The organism is Burkholderia guangdongensis, from assembly GCF_013403875.1.
Taxonomy (GTDB): domain Bacteria; phylum Pseudomonadota; class Gammaproteobacteria; order Burkholderiales; family Burkholderiaceae; genus Burkholderia; species Burkholderia guangdongensis.
Map to the genome: position 1 here is coordinate 1 of NZ_JACBNX010000001.1, position 16,366 is coordinate 16,366.

General features: G+C 67.3%; 15 protein-coding genes. 7 read left to right on the forward strand and 8 right to left on the reverse strand.

Annotated elements, in window-relative coordinates; genetic code table 11:
• Window positions 1-599 (reverse strand): collagen-like triple helix repeat-containing protein (locus HZI36_RS27310; protein WP_179400559.1); only part of this gene is annotated, 599 nt, incomplete at its 3' end.
• Between HZI36_RS27310 and HZI36_RS27315 the strand changes: the two genes are divergently transcribed.
• Window positions 574-1,185: a hypothetical protein gene (locus HZI36_RS27315; protein ID WP_179400560.1), complete on the forward strand. Its 612-nt coding sequence runs from the start codon at window positions 574-576 to the stop codon at window positions 1,183-1,185. The genes HZI36_RS27310 and HZI36_RS27315 overlap by 26 nt on opposite strands.
• A 229-nt stretch (window positions 1,186-1,414) precedes the next feature.
• Window positions 1,415-1,813, forward strand: coding sequence for a carboxymuconolactone decarboxylase family protein (locus HZI36_RS00015; protein ID WP_179400561.1), 399 nt, complete (start codon window positions 1,415-1,417; stop codon window positions 1,811-1,813).
• 63 nt (window positions 1,814-1,876) lie between these two features.
• On the opposite strand, the gene HZI36_RS00020 is transcribed toward HZI36_RS00015, so the two are convergent.
• Both HZI36_RS00020 and HZI36_RS00025 read right to left on the reverse strand, forming a co-directional pair.
• Window positions 1,877-2,872 carry an alpha/beta fold hydrolase gene (locus HZI36_RS00020; protein ID WP_179400562.1) on the reverse strand — a complete coding sequence of 332 codons (996 nt, stop codon included), beginning with the start codon at window positions 2,870-2,872 and terminating at the stop codon, window positions 1,877-1,879.
• A 73-nt stretch (window positions 2,873-2,945) separates the two neighbouring features.
• Window positions 2,946-4,562, reverse strand: a complete 1,617-nt coding sequence (locus HZI36_RS00025) for a flavin-containing monooxygenase (RefSeq protein WP_179401027.1) — start codon at window positions 4,560-4,562, stop codon at window positions 2,946-2,948.
• A gap of 120 nt (window positions 4,563-4,682) precedes the next feature.
• Between HZI36_RS00025 and HZI36_RS00030 the strand changes: the two genes are divergently transcribed.
• A complete protein-coding gene (locus tag HZI36_RS00030) occupies window positions 4,683-5,345 on the forward strand; it encodes a TetR/AcrR family transcriptional regulator (protein WP_179400563.1) in 663 nt (220 codons plus the stop codon).
• Window positions 5,346-5,388: 43 nt separating this feature from the next.
• Here HZI36_RS00030 and HZI36_RS00035 read toward each other — a convergent pair whose 3' ends face one another.
• The gene (locus HZI36_RS00035) at window positions 5,389-6,117 is read right to left on the reverse strand and encodes a hypothetical protein (RefSeq protein WP_179400564.1); all 729 of its coding nucleotides are present in this window, start codon (window positions 6,115-6,117) and stop codon (window positions 5,389-5,391) included.
• Window positions 6,118-6,320: 203 nt separating this feature from the next.
• Between HZI36_RS00035 and HZI36_RS00040 the strand changes: the two genes are divergently transcribed.
• Both HZI36_RS00040 and HZI36_RS00045 read left to right on the forward strand, forming a co-directional pair.
• Entirely contained in the window at window positions 6,321-6,863 is a 543-nt protein-coding gene (locus tag HZI36_RS00040) for a MarR family winged helix-turn-helix transcriptional regulator (protein WP_179400565.1), read from the forward strand.
• Window positions 6,864-7,023: 160 nt separating this feature from the next.
• Window positions 7,024-8,652 (forward strand): Fic family protein, encoded by a 1,629-nt coding sequence (locus HZI36_RS00045; RefSeq protein ID WP_179400566.1) that lies wholly within the window; start codon window positions 7,024-7,026, stop codon window positions 8,650-8,652.
• Between the two features lie 39 nt (window positions 8,653-8,691).
• On the opposite strand, the gene argG is transcribed toward HZI36_RS00045, so the two are convergent.
• The 3 genes from argG to HZI36_RS00060 form a co-directional block, all read right to left on the reverse strand.
• Window positions 8,692-10,026 carry an argininosuccinate synthase gene (gene argG, locus HZI36_RS00050; protein ID WP_179400567.1) on the reverse strand — a complete coding sequence of 445 codons (1,335 nt, stop codon included), beginning with the start codon at window positions 10,024-10,026 and terminating at the stop codon, window positions 8,692-8,694.
• 94 nt (window positions 10,027-10,120) lie between these two features.
• Window positions 10,121-11,311, reverse strand: coding sequence for an FUSC family protein (locus HZI36_RS00055; RefSeq protein WP_218883523.1), 1,191 nt, complete (start codon window positions 11,309-11,311; stop codon window positions 10,121-10,123).
• 23 nt (window positions 11,312-11,334) lie between these two features.
• Window positions 11,335-12,873, reverse strand: a complete 1,539-nt coding sequence (locus HZI36_RS00060) for a sensor domain-containing diguanylate cyclase (protein ID WP_179400568.1) — start codon at window positions 12,871-12,873, stop codon at window positions 11,335-11,337.
• A 364-nt stretch (window positions 12,874-13,237) separates the two neighbouring features.
• On the opposite strand from HZI36_RS00060, the gene HZI36_RS00065 reads away from it, so the two are divergent.
• Together HZI36_RS00065 and HZI36_RS00070 are read left to right on the forward strand one after the other, a co-directional pair.
• Window positions 13,238-14,788: an amino acid permease gene (locus HZI36_RS00065; RefSeq protein WP_179400569.1), complete on the forward strand. Its 1,551-nt coding sequence runs from the start codon at window positions 13,238-13,240 to the stop codon at window positions 14,786-14,788.
• Between the two features lie 44 nt (window positions 14,789-14,832).
• A complete protein-coding gene (locus tag HZI36_RS00070; protein WP_179400570.1) occupies window positions 14,833-15,630 on the forward strand; it encodes an alpha/beta fold hydrolase in 798 nt (265 codons plus the stop codon).
• Here the strand turns inward: HZI36_RS00070 and hutC are convergent.
• Window positions 15,614-16,309: a histidine utilization transcriptional repressor HutC gene (hutC, locus tag HZI36_RS00075; RefSeq protein ID WP_179400571.1), complete on the reverse strand. Its 696-nt coding sequence runs from the start codon at window positions 16,307-16,309 to the stop codon at window positions 15,614-15,616. The genes HZI36_RS00070 and hutC overlap by 17 nt on opposite strands.
• Window positions 16,310-16,366 lie beyond the last annotated feature (57 nt).

Below are 16,366 nucleotides of genomic sequence, written 5' to 3' on the forward strand. Positions count from 1 at the left end.
CCGCCGTTCACGAGACCGCCGACGCTGGTGACGGTATTGCCGAGCTGGGTCACGACGTTGCCGAGATCGGTGCCGGCCGGGTTGGCGGTGGTGCCGGCGATTTGCCCGCCGGCGATGCCGAGGTCGTGGCCGATGGTGGTCAGCAGATTGTTGCCCGGGGTGCCGAGGCCGGTGGAGGTGCCGCCGGTCTGCGTCGTGTTGGAGAGGGCGTTGGTGATCGGGTTGATGAGGCTGTTGGCCTGGGTCTCGATCTGCAGGATAGGCGTGTTGCTGATCGTGGCGTTGAGGCCGGAGGCGGCGGTCTGGACGACGTTGCCGACGGTGGAGAGGAGGCCGCCGGCGGTGGTGGTGACCGGTGCGAGCGGGGACAACTGACCGGAGCCGGCGCTGGTCACGCCGACGCCGAGGTCGTTGACGGCCGCGCCGACGTCGCCGAGCAGGCCGGTGGTGGAGGAGAGCGTGGGAGCGGTGGGATTGGCGGCGACGCCGATGTTGCCGAGGCCGGAGTAGATGCCGTTGCCGAGTGCCTGGACGCCGGCGCCGAGCGCGGAGACGGAGTTGCCGAGCGCGGATGTGGTGGCGCCGTTGGCGCCGGGCACGGAGGTGCTGCCGACCTGGGCGCCGCCGTCGACGACGGCGGTGCCGACGTTGGTGGTGAGCGTGCCGACCTGCTGCAGGATGCTGCCGAGCGGCGAGACCCCGCCGGACGACGACGAAGACGACGAAGACGACGAGGTCGGCCCGGAGGACGACGACGAAGACGACGACGTCGGGCCGGACGATGACGACGAGGACGACGTCGTGCCGGAAGAAGACGACGACGTGGTGCCGGACGACGAGGAGGACGTCGTGCCGGAAGAAGACGACGACGTGGTGCCCGACGACGAGGACGACGTCGTGCCGGAAGAAGATGACGACGTGGTACCGGATGACGACGAAGACGACGTGGTACCGGATGACGACGAAGACGACCCGCCGGACGACGACGTGCCCGAGGGCGAGGCACCGGACGACGACGATCCCGAACTACTCGAGGAAGTCCCCACCCCGCTGGGTTTGATCGGCTCCGACGGACTGTCGATCGATCCGCAGCCGTACACGGTCAGCAGCGAGAAAATGGCGAGCGCGATGGTTTTTTTAGTGAAATGGTCATGCATGATGGTCTCTCGGGTTGGGTGTTTGTAATATTCGAGAAGCAATTCTTGCGCCATAGTCAACAATGCCGGAATGGCCCGCGTATTCGCGTCGGATGGATCGTTTGCGCCGGCATTGGCGCGCCCCGCGCGGACTACCCGTCGCGCGTAGTCGGCCCCGCCCCGGTGATGTTCCCGCGCGGTCCGTAACGAATACGGGAACGTTACGTAGCACCGGTATGTTTTTCCGATGCGTTCTACTTTGACGAAAAGGAAGCGATATGAGCGAGCAGGACAAGGAGCACGGCAAGGCACGGCGCGCGCAGGTGATGGGCGACGCGTTCGTCGAACGGGCGATGCGGGATCTCGACGGTTTCTCCCGGCCGCTGCAGGACTGGCTGAACGAGCACGCGTGGGGCAGCACGTGGCGGCGCGACGGGATCGACCTGAAGACGCGCAGCCTCTGCACGTGCGCGATGCTGGCCGCGCTGGGCCGCGAGACGGAGCTGAAGGGGCATCTGCGCGGCGCGATCAGCAACGGCGCGAATCTCGTCGAGATTCGCGAGGTGCTGCTGCACAGCGCGCTCTATGCGGGCGCGCCGGCGGCCGTCGCCGCATTCCGGATCGCCCGCGAGGTGATCGCGGAGCTCGGCCTGACGCTGCCGGACGACGCGGCCTGAGCGCGCGGTCGACCGTGCCGGCGATACATCCGGCTATCCCGACCTATCGCCGCGCATCTTTGACTATCGCGATTCCCGCGCCGGCTGCGAGGCTGGCGCGGCGGCGTCGGCGTCGACCGGCGCCGACGCGATGTCCGCGAGCCATTCGGTCGTGATGTCCGGAATCGTCACCGGCAGCATGTGCCCGCCTTCGACGACGCGCAGCCGCACGCGCGGCGACTTCCGCGCGAGCGCCTCGCCGTGGACCTTCCAGTTCAGGATCTGGTCGCCGCGGCCGTACAGCACGTCGACCGGCAGCGTCAGGCCCGGATAGCCGCGTTCCATCGCGGGCAGGTCGTCCGGCGCCGCGATCAGGTCCGACGACGTCGCGAAGAAGCTGCCCGGCCGCATCCCGAGCAGCCCGCCGCCCTTGACCGGGAAATCCCGCGGCGCCGCTTCGGGCCCGAACACGACCGCGAGCATCTTCTCGCCGTGCCGGATCGACATCGGGATCGCGAACGTCCACGAAACGAAGCGGCGCACGACCCGCGACGGAATCAGCAGAGCACGGAACGCCCCCGGCGCCGCGTCGACGAAATGCGAGAGCGGCGCGATCAGCGCGAGGCGCGACACGCGTTCCGGATGATTGAGGCCGACCGCGAGCGCGATCGCGCCGCCGAGCGAATGGCCGACGAGCACCGGCTTGTCGAGCTTCAGCGCGTCGATGAAGCCGGCGACCGTGCGCGCCTGCGCGAAGATGTTCGCCTGCGAGTGCGCGCCGCGGACCGAGTGCCCGGCGCCGGGCCGGTCGATCAGGATCGCGCGATGCCGCTCGGCGAGCCGCTGCAGAGGCAGGTACGCGAAATTGCGCATCTGTCCGCCGAGCCCGTGCACGAACACGATCGGCGGGCCGCTGCCGTATTCGACGTAATGGATCCGGTCGTCGCCGACGTCGACGAAGCGGCCGTCCGGCGGAAATCCGCGCGCCACGCGCCGGGCGACGTACGCCGTGAACAGCGCGAGCGCCCCGAGCACGGCGGCGATCGCGATCAGCACGATCTGAATCAGGTGGATCATCATCGTTTCCTGGCGATTCCGAGGATTCCGGGCGGATTGCCCGGCGACATGTTCAGCCGCATTTTCAGCCGCGTGTTCAGCGCGTTTCGAGCTCGGCCCGCCGCGCCGGCGCGCCGGCCGAGTCGGCGGTATGGGCCGCGTCCGGCTTCGCGCGGCGTTCGAAGTGCATCGCGGCGTCGGTCAGCGTACCGAATTTCAGCGACGCGAGATCGAGCACGTAGTTCTGATGGAACTTCCACGGCTTCCGGTGCCCCTGTTTCGGCAACTCGCCGGCCGCCCGCTGCACGTAGCCGGAGGTCAGGTTCAGCGTCGGCTCGGCGCCGAGGTCGCCGGCGCCGAGGCGCGGCACGCAGGTGTCGTAGCCGTTCGCGCGCATATGGTTCAGCAGCCGGCACACGTAGCGCGCGATCAGCTCGGCCTTCAGCGTCCACGACGCGTTCGTGTAGCCGAACGACGACGCGAGGTTCGGCACGTCGCTGTACATCATCCCCTTGTACGACACAGTCCGAGGCAGCTCGACCGGCTTGCCGTCGACGGTCATCGTCGCGCCGCCGAGCAGTTGCACCTTGAGGCCGGTCGCGGTGACGATCACGTCCGCGTCGAGCTGCCGGCCACTCTTCAGCGCGAGGCCGGTCGGCGTGAAGCGCTCGATCTCGTCGGTGACGATCGAGGCCTGGCCCGCGCGGATCGCGCCGAACAGGTCGCCGTCCGGCACGAGGCACAGGCGCTGGTCCCACGGCTTGTAGCGCGGCGTCAGGTGCGTCTTCACGTCGAATTCCGGGCCGAGCTGCCTGCCCGCCGCGCGGACGATGAACTTCGCGGTCGCCTCCGGCTTGCGCCGCGCGAGGTTGTAGAAGTAGATCGTCAGCAGCACGTTCTTGATCCGCACGAGCCGGTGCGCGAGCCGCGACGGCAGCCAGCGGTGCAGCGAGTTCGCGATCGCGTCGCGCGCTGGGCGCGACACGATGTACGTCGGCGAGCGCTGCAGCATCGTCACGTGCCGCGCGGTGCCGGCCATCGCCGGCACGAGCGTCACCGCGGTTGCGCCGCTGCCGATCACGACGACGCGGCGGTCCGAATAGTCGAGATCCGCGGGCCAGTGCTGCGGATGCACGACGCGGCCCTCGAAGCGGTTCATGTCGGCCCAGTCGGGCAGATAACCGCGGTCGTAGTCGTAGTAGCCGCTGCACATGTACAGGAAGCGGCAGGTCATCACGCAGGTTTCGACCTGGTCGCCGTCGGTGCGCTCGACGCGCACGGTCCAGCGCGCGCGGTTCGAGTCCCAGTCGGCGGCAACGACCTTGTGCCCGTAGCGGATCGACTTGTCGATGCCGTACGTGCGCGCGGTGTCCTGGATGTAGTCGAGGATCGTCTGGCCGTCGGAGATCGCCTTGTCGCTGTGCCACGGACGGAAGCTGTAGCCGAGCGTGAACATGTCGGAGTCCGAGCGGATGCCGGGATAGCGGAACAGATCCCAGGTGCCGCCCATCGTCGTGCGGCTCTCGAGGATCGCGACGCGCGCGCGCGGGCAGCGCTTGCCCAGGTGATACGCGGCGCCGACGCCCGACAGCCCGGCGCCGACGATCAGCACGTCGAGATCGGAGTCAGCGGAGTCAGCGGCATCGGCGCGGCCCGCTGGGGCCGACTGGTCGAAGGCGCGCGCGTGCGGCGTGCCTGAGCCTGCGCCGGTCATGGCGGCGACCTTGCCGGAAAATCCGTTCATCCGCTGTCCCTCCCGTTCTCGCTTGCGAAGCGCCGCCGGCGCGTCTAAATTTGGTGTTGATCGTCACCACTTTAGGTTCGACGCGTTCTGATGTCAAATAGCGGGATGGAGAACATTCTCGAAACGGACAAGACGGACAAGCGGGGTCGGCCGTACGGCGGCGTGGCGCCCGAGGCGCGGGCGGCGGAGCGGCGCGACGCGCTGATTCGCGCGGCGACGCGCGTATTCGGCACGGTGGGGTTCCGCAAGGCGACCGTGCGGTCGATCTGCCAGGAGGCGAAGCTGAACGATCGCTATTTTTATGCGGCGTTCGACGGCATCGAGGATCTGCTGCGCGCGACGTATCTGCATCATGCGGAGCAGTTGAGGCTCGCGATCGAGCGGGGCGCCGAAGCGTGCACGGGCCTGGACGCGCGCATCGACGCGGGGCTGCGCGCGTTCTTCGGGTTTCTGCGCGATCCGCACGCGGCGCGCGTGCTGCTGCTCGAAGTGATGGGCGTGAGCGCGGAAACCGACGCGACGTACCAGCGCGTGCTCGTCGGGTTCGGCAGGCAGCTGGTCGCGATCGGCGCGCCGGGCGACGCGGCGACGGACGCCGAGCGCGTCGATCGGCGGCTGATCGGGCTCGCGTTGATCGGCGCGATGACGAACGTCGGCGCCGCCTGGCTGCTGACCGGCTATCGCGATCCGGAGGAGCAGATGATCCGCAGTTGCCGGCGGGTGCTGCTTGGGACGTTGCGGGCGGATCGTTGACCGCGCGCGGCGCGCCGGCTGCCCGGGGTGGGCGGCGCGCCCGTCAGCCGCTTCCGTCTCCGTCTCCGAGCCCCAGGTTGTAGTACACGACAGCGGTGTTCTTCATCCATCGGATCAGCTCATGGTCCTTGCCGATGTAGTCGATTTGCATCCAGCCCATCCTGCGGGCCTGGATCGCGACCGGGTCGTGCTCGATCAGATACGCTTTGGTCATTTTGTCGTCCGCGGGCTCCGAATAAAGTGCGACCTTGGCATTCATTAGGGAGCCGATGATGCTCCAGGGGCGTGCGGAGACGAGCCTCAGAATGTCGCCCCGGACGATCGAAGGTCTCGGGCAGTGCTCCAACGGGCCCGTATAGACGACGTCGTGATATTCCGGCGTGACGCGCCACGTGCCGTCCTTTCGCTTTTCGAGAACGATAGTGCCGGGTGGATGGGAGGTGTTCTTCGTATCCCAGGTTTCGGGAAACAACTCGATCCGGTTCGGCGACAGCTTGTCGTCCGTGTTTCCCTGCAGAAAGAAACGGCATGTGTCGTCGACGCCCGCTTTTTTCGGCCCCGGAGAAGGGTTGTCGTAATAGCCCGTGATACTGGTGTCGGTGACCGCCAGGAACAGCTTGCGTCCGGGTAGCGCGACGCCGTCATCGGAAGTGCGAGGCGAAAGCTCGTAGATACCGGAAATCAGCTGTGTGCCTTCAGCGTGAGCCGGAGACGGCACGCCGGGCAGGATCGTCAGCAATGGCAACGCGGCAAGAAAGGAACGTGCGCTCATTTCAAGTCGATCTCTCAGGTTTCGTATGAATTTCGGAAGTGCGTCAGCTTAGCGTTTATTCGTGCGGAACAGTGTGATCGGGGCGATTGCCACGGCACCGGTCGGAGGTCGGGGCGCGTGACGGGCAGGGCTGGCGCTCGCCCTGCCGCCGTATAATCTCGCGTCGAATTCAACTACGCACACCAGCCGGGAGCACGGATGTCATGGCGAAGCAGCCCGAAGAACATGTCCTGACGATCACCCATCCCGCGTGCCTGGTCGATGGCGAGGATACCGAGTTCCGGCATCTGATCAACGGGCTGCTGCCGTTCGCGGCGCGGCTGCTGTCGGTGCGCGACGGCTTCGGCTCGCTGATCGGGCTGACCGGCATCCAGTATTCGCTGCTGATCTCGGTCGCGCATCTGTCGCACGACGACGACGTGACCGTCAACCGCCTCGCCGATCACCTGCATCTGAGCGGCGCGTTCGTGACGATCGAAACCGGCAAGCTGAAGAAGCTCGGCCTGATCGACAAGCGCGCGCATCCGGGCGACAAGCGCAAGATGCGGCTGACCGTGACGTCGGCGGGCTCGAAGCTCCTGAAGGAACTCGCGCTGACGCAGCAGCGGATCAACAACGTGCTGTTCGAAGGCGTGACGAAAACCGAATTCCGCGTGCTGTGCTCGGTCGTGGATCGGCTGGTCGCGAACGGCGATCGCGCGACGATCGATCTGTCGCATCTGATCGCGCGGCAGGAGAAGGGCTGAACTTTCAGAAAGGTGGGAGCCGCGGCGAAGGCTTACCCAGAGCGCGTAACGGGGCGGGGAAGCAGGATTCTAGTGAGATAGCGAAGCACTATTCTAGTGAAATAGTCGAGCATAATTCTAGTGATATAGTGAGGCACTATTCTAGTGAAATGCTCAAACCATGGCTTCTCCTCACGAAAAACTCGCCGAATCGCTACAGGTACTGAAGGCCCTGCAAGATAAGGGCATGAGGGTATTTCGGGCGTCCGAGCTGCCAGCCCTCACGCGCGTTCATCGGGAGCGGCTTCTCAAGGCGGGTTTTCTGAAGCTGGTCATCAAGGGGTGGTATCTCGCCAACAACCCCGAAGACGTGGATGGTGACTCCACGCACTGGTACGCGAACATGGAGGGGTTCGTGGCGGCCTATGCCAAGTCCCGCTTTGGTCGGGACTGGCAACTCGGTGCCGAACTGTCGGTGCTGAAGCATAGCGGTCACACCAGCATCGCGAAGCAACTGCAGATTCAGGCGCCGTCTGCAGACAATCAGCCGCAATCGCTGCCCTTTGACTGCTCCATCTTCTTCTACCGCGTTTCCGCCACGCAACTGGCGTCAACGCGTGTGCCGGACGCCAGTGGAATGCTGCTCATGCCTTTGCCGGAGGCGTTGATACGGGTAAGCCCAACGTTTTTCGCGCAGCACGAGATGGCCGCACAGATTGCCGTGCGGCAGGTCGACATTACGCAGCTCGTCGAAGCACTTCTCGCAGGTGGCCACAGTGTGGTGGCGGGGCGGCTGGCAGGTGCGCTTCAGGCGGTGGGGCGTGCGGCTGAAGCCAACCAGTTGCTCCTCACCATGCGGGCCGCTGATTTCAACGTGAATATCGACAATCCGTTCCAGCGGCCGCTCGCGCAGATTCGCGGTGGCCGAAACGTGTCTCCGTACGTGATGCGCATCCGGGCCATGTGGTCCGCGATGCGCGAGACAGTCATCCGTTTGTTTGAGACCGTGCCGCGCTCCGTGCCGGCCGACGCAGATGCACTGATATCCGACATCATGGCCCGGTACGTGGCGGATGCGTATCACTCGCTGTCCATCGAGGGTTATCGGGTCAGTGCAGCGCTGATAGAAAAGGTTCGCACGGGGCAATGGAACCCGGAGACCCATCCAGAGGACCGGCAGACCCGCGATGCCATGGCAGCGAAGGGATATGCCGAGACCCATGCGCACGTCAAGGCGCTCATCGGTCGCGTGGTACGGGACGGTGAGCGGCCAGCCGATGCTTTCGGCGCGGACTTCTTCCAGTGGTATCTGACGCTCTTCTCGCCCAGCGTGCAAGCGGGCCTTCTCAAGGTCGGAGACCTGGCGGGCTACCGGAATACCCAGGTCTTCATCCGCAACGCACTGCACGTGCCGCCAGCGCCCGACGCTGTGCGCGACTGCATGCCCGCGCTGATGGAACTGCTCGAGGAGGAGGGGCATCCGGGCGTTCGGGCCGTGCTGGGTCATTTCATCTTCGTATTCATCCACCCGTACATGGACGGCAACGGCCGGCTGTCGCGCTTCATCATGAATTTCATGCTGACCACTGGGGGCTACCCGTGGACAATCGTGACGGTTCAGTCGAGGCAGGCCTACCTTGCCGCGCTCGAGCAGGCGAGTACGTATCAGAACGTCGAGCCCTTTGCGAGCCTCATCTGCGAACTCATCGCCACGCAAGCGAACACGCCCGTCGAGCGCATCACGCAACGGCCAGAGTCAAGTAGCTGGACCGAGCCTTCGGTGAATGCGCCAGACGGGCGTCAGCCGTGATCCTCCAATAACCGCCCGATCCGGCCGTGTGCGCGCCGCTTACCGATCGTCGCTCTTGATCTGCGGCAGCGCCGACGATTCGCTCGGCGTCAGCAGCCCGGCTTGCGTGTAGACGCGCAGCTTGTCGCGCGTGTCGGTGATGTCGAGGTTGCGCATCGTCAGCTGGCCGATCCGGTCGCGCGGCGAGAACGTCGACGCGACCTTCTCCATCGACAGGCGCTCCGGCTGATACGTGAGGTTCGGCGACTTCGTGCTCAGGAGCGAATAGTCGTTGCCGCGGCGCAGCTCGATCGTCACTTCGCCGGTGATCGCGCGCGCGACCCAGCGCTGCGCGGTCTCGCGCAGCATGATCGCCTGCGGGTCGAACCAGCGGCCCTGATACAGCAGGCGGCCGAGGCGGCGGCCGTTGTCGCGGTATTGCTCGATCGTGTCCTCGTTGTGGATGCCGGTCACGAGGCGTTCGTACGCGATGAACAGCAGCGCGAGCCCCGGGGCTTCGTAGATGCCGCGGCTTTTCGCCTCGATGATCCGGTTCTCGATCTGGTCGCTCATCCCGAGCCCGTGGCGGCCGCCGATCCGGTTCGCCTCGAGCAGCAGCTCGACCGCATCCGGGAAGGTCTGGCCGTTCAGCGCGACCGGCTGGCCGTTCTCGAAGCGGACCGTCACCTGCTCGGCGTCGATCTTCACGTCGTCGCGCCAGAACGCGACGCCCATGATCGGGTTCACGATCTTGATCCCGCTCTCGAGGCTCTCCAGATCCTTCGCTTCATGCGTCGCGCCGAGCAGGTTCGAGTCGGTCGAGTACGCCTTCTCGGCCGACATCTTGTATTCGAAGCCCGACTGGCGCATGAACTCCGACATCTCCGAGCGGCCGCCGAGCTCGTCGATGAACTGCTGGTCGAGCCACGGCTTGTAGATCTTCAGGTCCGGGTTCACGAGCAGGCCGTAGCGGTAGAAGCGCTCGATGTCGTTGCCCTTGTACGTGCTGCCGTCGCCCCAGATGTTCACGCCGTCTTCCTTCATCGCGGCGACGAGCATCGTGCCCGTGACCGCGCGGCCGATCGGCGTCGTGTTGAAGTACGTGAGGCCGGCCGTCGACACGTGGAACGCGCCGGCTTGCAGTGCCGCGATCCCTTCCGCGACGAGCTGCGCGCGGCAGTCGATCAGCCGCGCGCCCGCCGCGCCGTACGAGATCGCGCGCTTCGGGATCGAATCGTAGTCGTCCTCGTCGGGCTGGCCGAGGTTCGCGGTGTACGCGTACGGCACGGCGCCCTTCAGCTTCATCCAGTGCAGCGCGGCGCTGGTGTCGAGGCCGCCGGAGAACGCGATGCCGACTTTCTGGCCGGTCGGGAGACTTTCAAGAATCGTGCTCATAGGTATTACCGTTGGAGAGGGAGTCCGGGAGGTGCTTTCGCGTGCGGCGATTTTACCTGAATGCGCGCGCGCGGCGGCGCGGCGGCCGCGCGCGTCAGATGTTCCACGAGCGCGCGGTGTCGAGCAGCCGCTCGCGAAGCTGATCGATCTCGTCGACGAGCTTCGCGGAGATCGACACGTAGCCGGATAGATGCGCGGGCACGCCGGCGTGCGGCACGGCAGCGGACGGTGCGCCCGCGGACAGAGTGCCGGCGGCCGGCGCGCCGCCGGACAGTGCACCGCCGGACAGCGCGCCACCGGACAGCGCACCGCCGGCGGCCGTGCCGGCATCGGCGTCGCCCGGCCGGCTTGGGCGCCGTGCGAGCCGGCCCGGCGAGCCGGCCTTCAGCGCGCGGCTCGCGCCGGCGAGCATGCCGCGGATCCGCCGGTTCTGGTCGGCTAGCGCGCCGCGCACGAATGCGCGGCCGGCCGCGTCGTCGCTCGCCGGCTGCGCGCTCGCGAGAATTTCGAGGTAGCTGATCACGAGCCGCAGGTTGCGCTGGATCGCCTCGAGCTGCGCCATCGGCAGATCGCATTCCTTCGACACCGACGGCATCAGCGAGCGCATCTGCACGAGCCGCTTGCTGATCGCGGCCATGTCCTTCAGATGCGCGTCGTCGCCGACGTGCCGGTCGCCGGCGATCCGCGCGTGCACGGCCGCGCAGCCGCGCAGCGCGTTGGCGAGCGCGTAGCGCCACGAGTAGGTCGCATAGAGCGGCAGCGCGAACGAGAACGCAAGCGCGATCGCGATGCCGACGAGCACGTTCACCGTGCGCCACAGGCCGTCGACGATCTCCGCGTTGCCGTGCCCGGCGACGATCACCATCGTGATCGCCGACAGCAGCGCGGTGTAGCCGGCCTTGCCGATCGCGTGGTATGCGCACACGCCGCACGCGGCCGCCATCACGAGATACGTCAGCAGCGGCAGATGGACGGCCGACTCGAGCAGGATCAGCGCGAGCCCGGCGAGCGCGCCGAACGACGTGCCGAGCGCGCGCTCGGCGGACTTCTTGCGGATGTTGCCGTGATGCTGGAGGCCGCCGACGACGACCAGCACCGTGATCGTCGACCATTCGCCGTGCGGGATCCGCAGGCCCGTCGACAGCGCGATCGACGCGAGCACGGCGAGCGACACGCGCGCCGCGTGGATCAGCTTCGCGTGCCGGTAGCGGCGGTACGGGTCGAGCAGCGGACGAAGCGCGTGGCGCACGAACGGCGGCAGTCGGGATGAAAGCGTGGTGGTCATGGCGTCGGGGAGAGAGGGCCGTGTCACGCGGCGCTTTCGTAGCGGGCGCCGTCTTCGCAGATCCGGTTGCGGCCGCCCGATTTCGCGCGGTAGAGCGCGTCGTCGGCCCGCTTGACGAGCGTGGCCGCGTCGATCGGCGCGTGAGCTTCATGCGTCGCGACGCCGATGCTGACGGTCACGTGGCTGTACGGACTGCGCGCGTGATCGATCCCGAGCCCGGCGATCGCGCGCCGGATCGCCTCCGCGACGTTCGCCGCGCCTTGCGCGTCGGTGTCCGGCAGCGTGACGACGAATTCCTCGCCGCCGTAGCGCGCGACGTGATCGCCCGGCCGCTGCAGGCAGCGCGACGCGCGTTGAGCGACCGCGCGCAGCACGTCATCGCCGGCCGGGTGGCCGTAGTAGTCGTTGTACGCCTTGAAGTGATCGACGTCGACGAACAGCATCGACAGCGGCTTGCCGTTCCGGTTCGCGCGCCGCGTCTCGCGGTCGATCACCGTGTCGAAGCGGCCGCGGTTGTCGAGCCCGGTCAGCGCGTCGGTGTGCGCGAGGCGGTAGAGCTGCGATTCCGCGAGCTGCCGTCGCCGCAGCTCGTGCGACAGCAGCAGCGTGCCCGTCATGACGATCGCGCTGAAGATGCCCATCAGCACGGCGAACCACGCCGCGCGCGTCTGCCACGGCGCGTAGACGTCGCTTTCGGCCGGCGCGACGTCGACGCTGAGCGGCAGGTCGGCCAGATGCCGGTACACGTAGATGCGCCGCACGCCGTCGATCGCGGCCGCGCCCGCGAGCACGCCTTCGCGCTGCGCCATCGACTGCGTGAACAGCGGCGACGTGTGCACGTCGCGGCCGACCATCCGCGGATCGAACGGCAGCCGGCAGACGACGGTGCCGTTGTCCTCGAGGATCGCGGCGGTGCCTTGCCTGCCGACCGCGATCCCGTGCAGCAGCGCGCGGAAGTAGTCGATGCTGAGCGTGCCGACGACGACCCCGCCGAACGAGCCGTCCGGCCGCGTGATGCGGCGGCTGAGCGCGATCGTCAGCGCGCCGTTGCGCAGCCGCGATGCGTAGGGCCGGCTGATGTAGAGGCCGTGGAAGTGGCCGTCGCGGTGGATCGCGAAGTAGTCGCGATCGGCGAAGTTTCCGCGTCGCGGCGGCGTCGCGCCGGAGTCGATCGTGATTGCGCCGTGTTCGTTCATCACGAAGATCGAGCCGAGATACTTGCCGTTCGCCGCGCGGTCGAACAGCACCTGGTCGCGCAGCCGCGGGGGCAGCGCCATCGCGTCGGGGTCGGCGATGCCGTCGACGACGTTCTGCAGCGACAGGTCGTAGAGCTCGATGTTGCGCGCGATGTCGCGCTCGATCAGCAGCATCAGGTTCCGCGCGTTCTCGACCGCGTGGTTGTACGCGTCGCGCCGGGATTCGATCAGCACCGACGCGCACAGCGTCCAGCCGAACAGGGTCAGCACGAGGCCCGATACGATCACGCCGCGCGGCGACAGCGTCCGCGCGATGATCGCGGAGAACTGGTGGCGCAGGGCCTGAGGCAGCGGGTTGAACATCATCCTGTCGGGAGCGGGGCGGTGGGCGCGATGCGTTCTGTCGTTTCGTTCTTCGGTCTTGTGCGGCGAGCCGATTGGAAAGAGCGTCATTATCACGCGAATTGTCGCGATCCGATTCCGGTATGTCGGGCATCTGCCCCCGGTTGCGCGGGCGCATTGTTACGATTTGTTACGCAGGCGCGCGGCGTGCGTAATAGTGACCGGGAAGTGACCGGGAAGTGACCGGAACGAGCCGGCGCACGATCGGGACCGGTCAATTTTTCGCGACGACGGTGGCGGGCGCGATGTGTCATCCGGCGGCGCGCGTCGGCGATTCGGGTAGAATCCGCGCGGGCCGCAGCGGCCCGCTTTCCCGTTCGTCCCGTTTATGTCCGCACATCCGACTCCCGACTTTCCCGATTCCTCCTCCCCGGATTCTCCCCGGCTGCATCGCGCGCTGAAGGCGCGCCACCTGACGATGATCGCCATCGGCGGCTCGATCGGCACGGGCCTGTTCGTCGCGTCCGGCGCGTCGATTTCGCAGGCCGGCCCCGGCGGCGCGATGCTCGCGTATCTGCTGATCGGCGTGATGGTCTACTGCCTGATGACGAGCCTCGGCGAGATGGCCGCGTTCATGCCGGTGTCGGGCTCGTTCGCGACCTACGGCGCGAAGTACGTCGACGAGGGCTTCGGCTTCGCGCTCGGCTGGAACTACTGGTACAACTGGGCGGTGACGATCGCCGTCGAACTGGTCGCCGCGCAGCTCGTGATGAACTACTGGTTCCCGCACGTGCCCGGGCTCTGGTGGAGCGCGGCGTTCCTCGCGGTGATGTTCCTATTGAACGCGCTGACCGTGCGCGGCTTCGGCGAGGCCGAATACTGGTTCGCGCTGATCAAGGTCGTCACGGTGCTCGCGTTCATCGGCGTCGGCCTGCTGATGATCTTCGGGATCATGAAGGGCGCGCCGGCCAACGGCTGGCACAACCTGACGATCGGCGACGCGCCGTTCGCGGGCGGTCTGCCCGCGATGATGGGCGTCGCGATGATCGCCGGCTTTTCGTTCCAGGGCACCGAGCTGATCGGCATCGCGGCCGGCGAATCGGAAAATCCGCGTAAGACGATTCCGCGCGCGGTCAAGCAGATCTTCTGGCGAATCCTGCTGTTCTACGTGCTCGCGATCTTCGTGATCGGCGTGCTGATTCCGTATACGGACCCGAACCTGCTGAAGAGCGACGTGACCGATATCGGCGTGAGCCCGTTCACGCTCGTGTTCCGCCACGCGGGCCTCGCGTTCGCGGCGGGCGTGATGAACGCGGTGATCCTGACCGCGGTGCTGTCGGCGGGGAACTCGGGGATGTACGCGTCGACGCGGATGCTCTACACGCTCGCGACCGAAGGCCGTGCGCCGAAGCTGTTCGCGAAGCTGTCGCCGGGCGGCGTGCCGCGCAACGCGCTGTTCGCGACGACCGCGGTCGGCGCGCTGTGCTTCCTGACGTCGCTGTACGGCGACAAGACGGTCTATCTGTGGCTGCTGAACACGTCGGGGATGACGGGCTTCATCGCGTGGCTCGGCATCGCGGTCAGCCACTACCGGTTCCGCAAGGGCTTCGTCGCGCAGGGCTACTCGGTCGTGCAGCTGCCGTATGCGTCGCCGCTCTTTCCGTACGGGCCGATCTTCGCGTTCGGGCTGTGCGTCGTGATCGCGCTCGGGCAGGACTATCAGGCATTCCTCGCGAACCGGATCGACTGGGTCGGCGTGCTCGCGACCTATGTCGGCATTCCGCTGTTCCTCGCGGTGTGGGCCGGCTATCGGCTCGTGCGCGGCGGGCGCTTCGTCCGCTACGATGAGATGGAGATCGCGCCGTGGATCGCCGCGCATCGCGACGCGACGCGCGGCGGGGCGCCGGCGACGATCGACGTGCCGGAGACGGTAAGCTGAGCGCGGCGAATTTCCACCTGGACGACGATGCCCGACGATTCCCGATGACGACACCCGCAACCGACGAAACCTGGATCGACACGCCTCACGGGCGTCTCTACGCGAAACGCTGGCGCGCGACGCCGGCGGCCGGCGATGCGCGGTGCCCGATCGTGCTGCTGCACGATTCGCTCGGCTGCGTCGCGCTGTGGCGCGATTTTCCGGCGCGACTGGCGCAAGCGACCGGGCGCGACGTGATCGCGTACGACCGGCTCGGGTTCGGCCGGTCCGATCGGCATTCGGGCGGGCTGGAGACGACGTTCGTGCGCGACGAGGCGGACCATGCGTTCGCCGCGGTGTGCGCGCGGATGGGCATCGACGCGTTCGTCGCGTTCGGGCACAGCGTCGGCGGCGGAATGGCGGTCGCGTGCGCGGCGCGGTTTCAGCACGCGTGCCGCGCGCTCGTGACCGAGTCGGCGCAGGCGTTCGTCGAGGATCGCACGCTCGACGGTATCCGCGACGCGCAGCGGGCGTTCGCCGAGCCGGGGCAGATCGAGCGGCTCGCGCGCTATCACGGCGACAAGGCGGAATGGGTGCTCGGCGCGTGGGTCGACACGTGGCTCGCGCCGGCATTCCGGGACTGGCATCTCGACGATGTGCTGGCGAACGTGCGGTGCCCGGTGCTCGCGATTCACGGCGAGCACGACGAATACGGCTCGCTGGTGCATCCGGAGCGGATCGCGGCGCGGGTCGGCGGGACGGCGACGGTCGAGATCGTCCGCGATTGCGGGCACGTGCCGCATCGCGAGCATCCCGATCGGGTGCTGCTGACGGTGGAGACGTTTCTCAAAAGTGTCCGGTAAACCGGTAGCGGCTTCCCGGATGCCACAGATTCACCGTCGACGCGACGAGGCCCTGCGACCACGTCCGCCGATGCAGCATCAGGCACGGCTCGCGCTCGTCCATCTTCAGCAGCCGGCGCGTGTCCTCGTCGGGCATCGCGGCCTCGATCCGGTATTCGACGCGCTGCAGCGGCGCGACGCGCATCAGGTACTGGTTCGGCGTCGTCGCGGTGAAGTCCTGCAGCGCGTATTCCGGCGCGACGTCCGGATTCACCCAGCGCTCCTCGAACTGCACCGGCGTGTCGTTCTCGAAATGCAGCACGCGCGAATGGAAGATCGGGCTGCCGGCGCCGAGCTGCATCTCGTCCGCGAGCTTCGCGTCGGCGACCGCCGCGCCGACCTCCAGCACCTGCGCGTGATAGCGATGGTCGCGCGCGACGATTTCGTCCGAGATGCTGCGGATCGCGACCAGCGTCGATTCGTACTTCGGCTGCGCGACGAACGTGCCCGCGCCGCGCGTGCGGGTCAGCACCTGCTCGGCCGTCAGCTCGCGCAGCGCGCGGTTGACCGTCATCCGCGCCACGTTGAATTCGCGCGCGAGCTCGTTCTCAGACGGCACCTGATCGCCTTCCGACCATTCCCCGGCGTGAATCCGCGCGAGGATGAAGTCCTTGATTTCCTGATAGATCGGTGTGGTCATTGCGTGGTTGTCGTTCCAGTGGGGGCGGCGTGTCGTGCGCGCCATCGCGGTGCGCCA

Bases quoted from the DNA above. Each gene is read 5' to 3' on its own strand.
- HZI36_RS00055 (WP_218883523.1), bottom strand. From the start codon at position 11,311: ATGACCACCACGCTTTCATCCCGACTGCCGCCGTTCGTGCGCCACGCG.
- argG (WP_179400567.1), bottom strand. From the start codon at position 10,026: ATGAGCACGATTCTTGAAAGTCTCCCGACCGGCCAGAAAGTCGGCATC.
- HZI36_RS00020 (WP_179400562.1), bottom strand. From the start codon at position 2,872: ATGATGATCCACCTGATTCAGATCGTGCTGATCGCGATCGCCGCCGTG.
- HZI36_RS00045 (WP_179400566.1), top strand. From the start codon at position 7,024: ATGGCTTCTCCTCACGAAAAACTCGCCGAATCGCTACAGGTACTGAAG.
- HZI36_RS00030 (WP_179400563.1), top strand. From the start codon at position 4,683: ATGTCAAATAGCGGGATGGAGAACATTCTCGAAACGGACAAGACGGAC.
- hutC (WP_179400571.1), bottom strand. From the start codon at position 16,309: ATGACCACACCGATCTATCAGGAAATCAAGGACTTCATCCTCGCGCGG.
- HZI36_RS00065 (WP_179400569.1), top strand. From the start codon at position 13,238: ATGTCCGCACATCCGACTCCCGACTTTCCCGATTCCTCCTCCCCGGAT.
- HZI36_RS00040 (WP_179400565.1), top strand. From the start codon at position 6,321: ATGGCGAAGCAGCCCGAAGAACATGTCCTGACGATCACCCATCCCGCG.
- HZI36_RS00035 (WP_179400564.1), bottom strand. From the start codon at position 6,117: ATGAGCGCACGTTCCTTTCTTGCCGCGTTGCCATTGCTGACGATCCTG.
- HZI36_RS00015 (WP_179400561.1), top strand. From the start codon at position 1,415: ATGAGCGAGCAGGACAAGGAGCACGGCAAGGCACGGCGCGCGCAGGTG.
- HZI36_RS00070 (WP_179400570.1), top strand. From the start codon at position 14,833: ATGACGACACCCGCAACCGACGAAACCTGGATCGACACGCCTCACGGG.
- HZI36_RS00025 (WP_179401027.1), bottom strand. From the start codon at position 4,562: ATGACCGGCGCAGGCTCAGGCACGCCGCACGCGCGCGCCTTCGACCAG.
- HZI36_RS00060 (WP_179400568.1), bottom strand. From the start codon at position 12,873: ATGATGTTCAACCCGCTGCCTCAGGCCCTGCGCCACCAGTTCTCCGCG.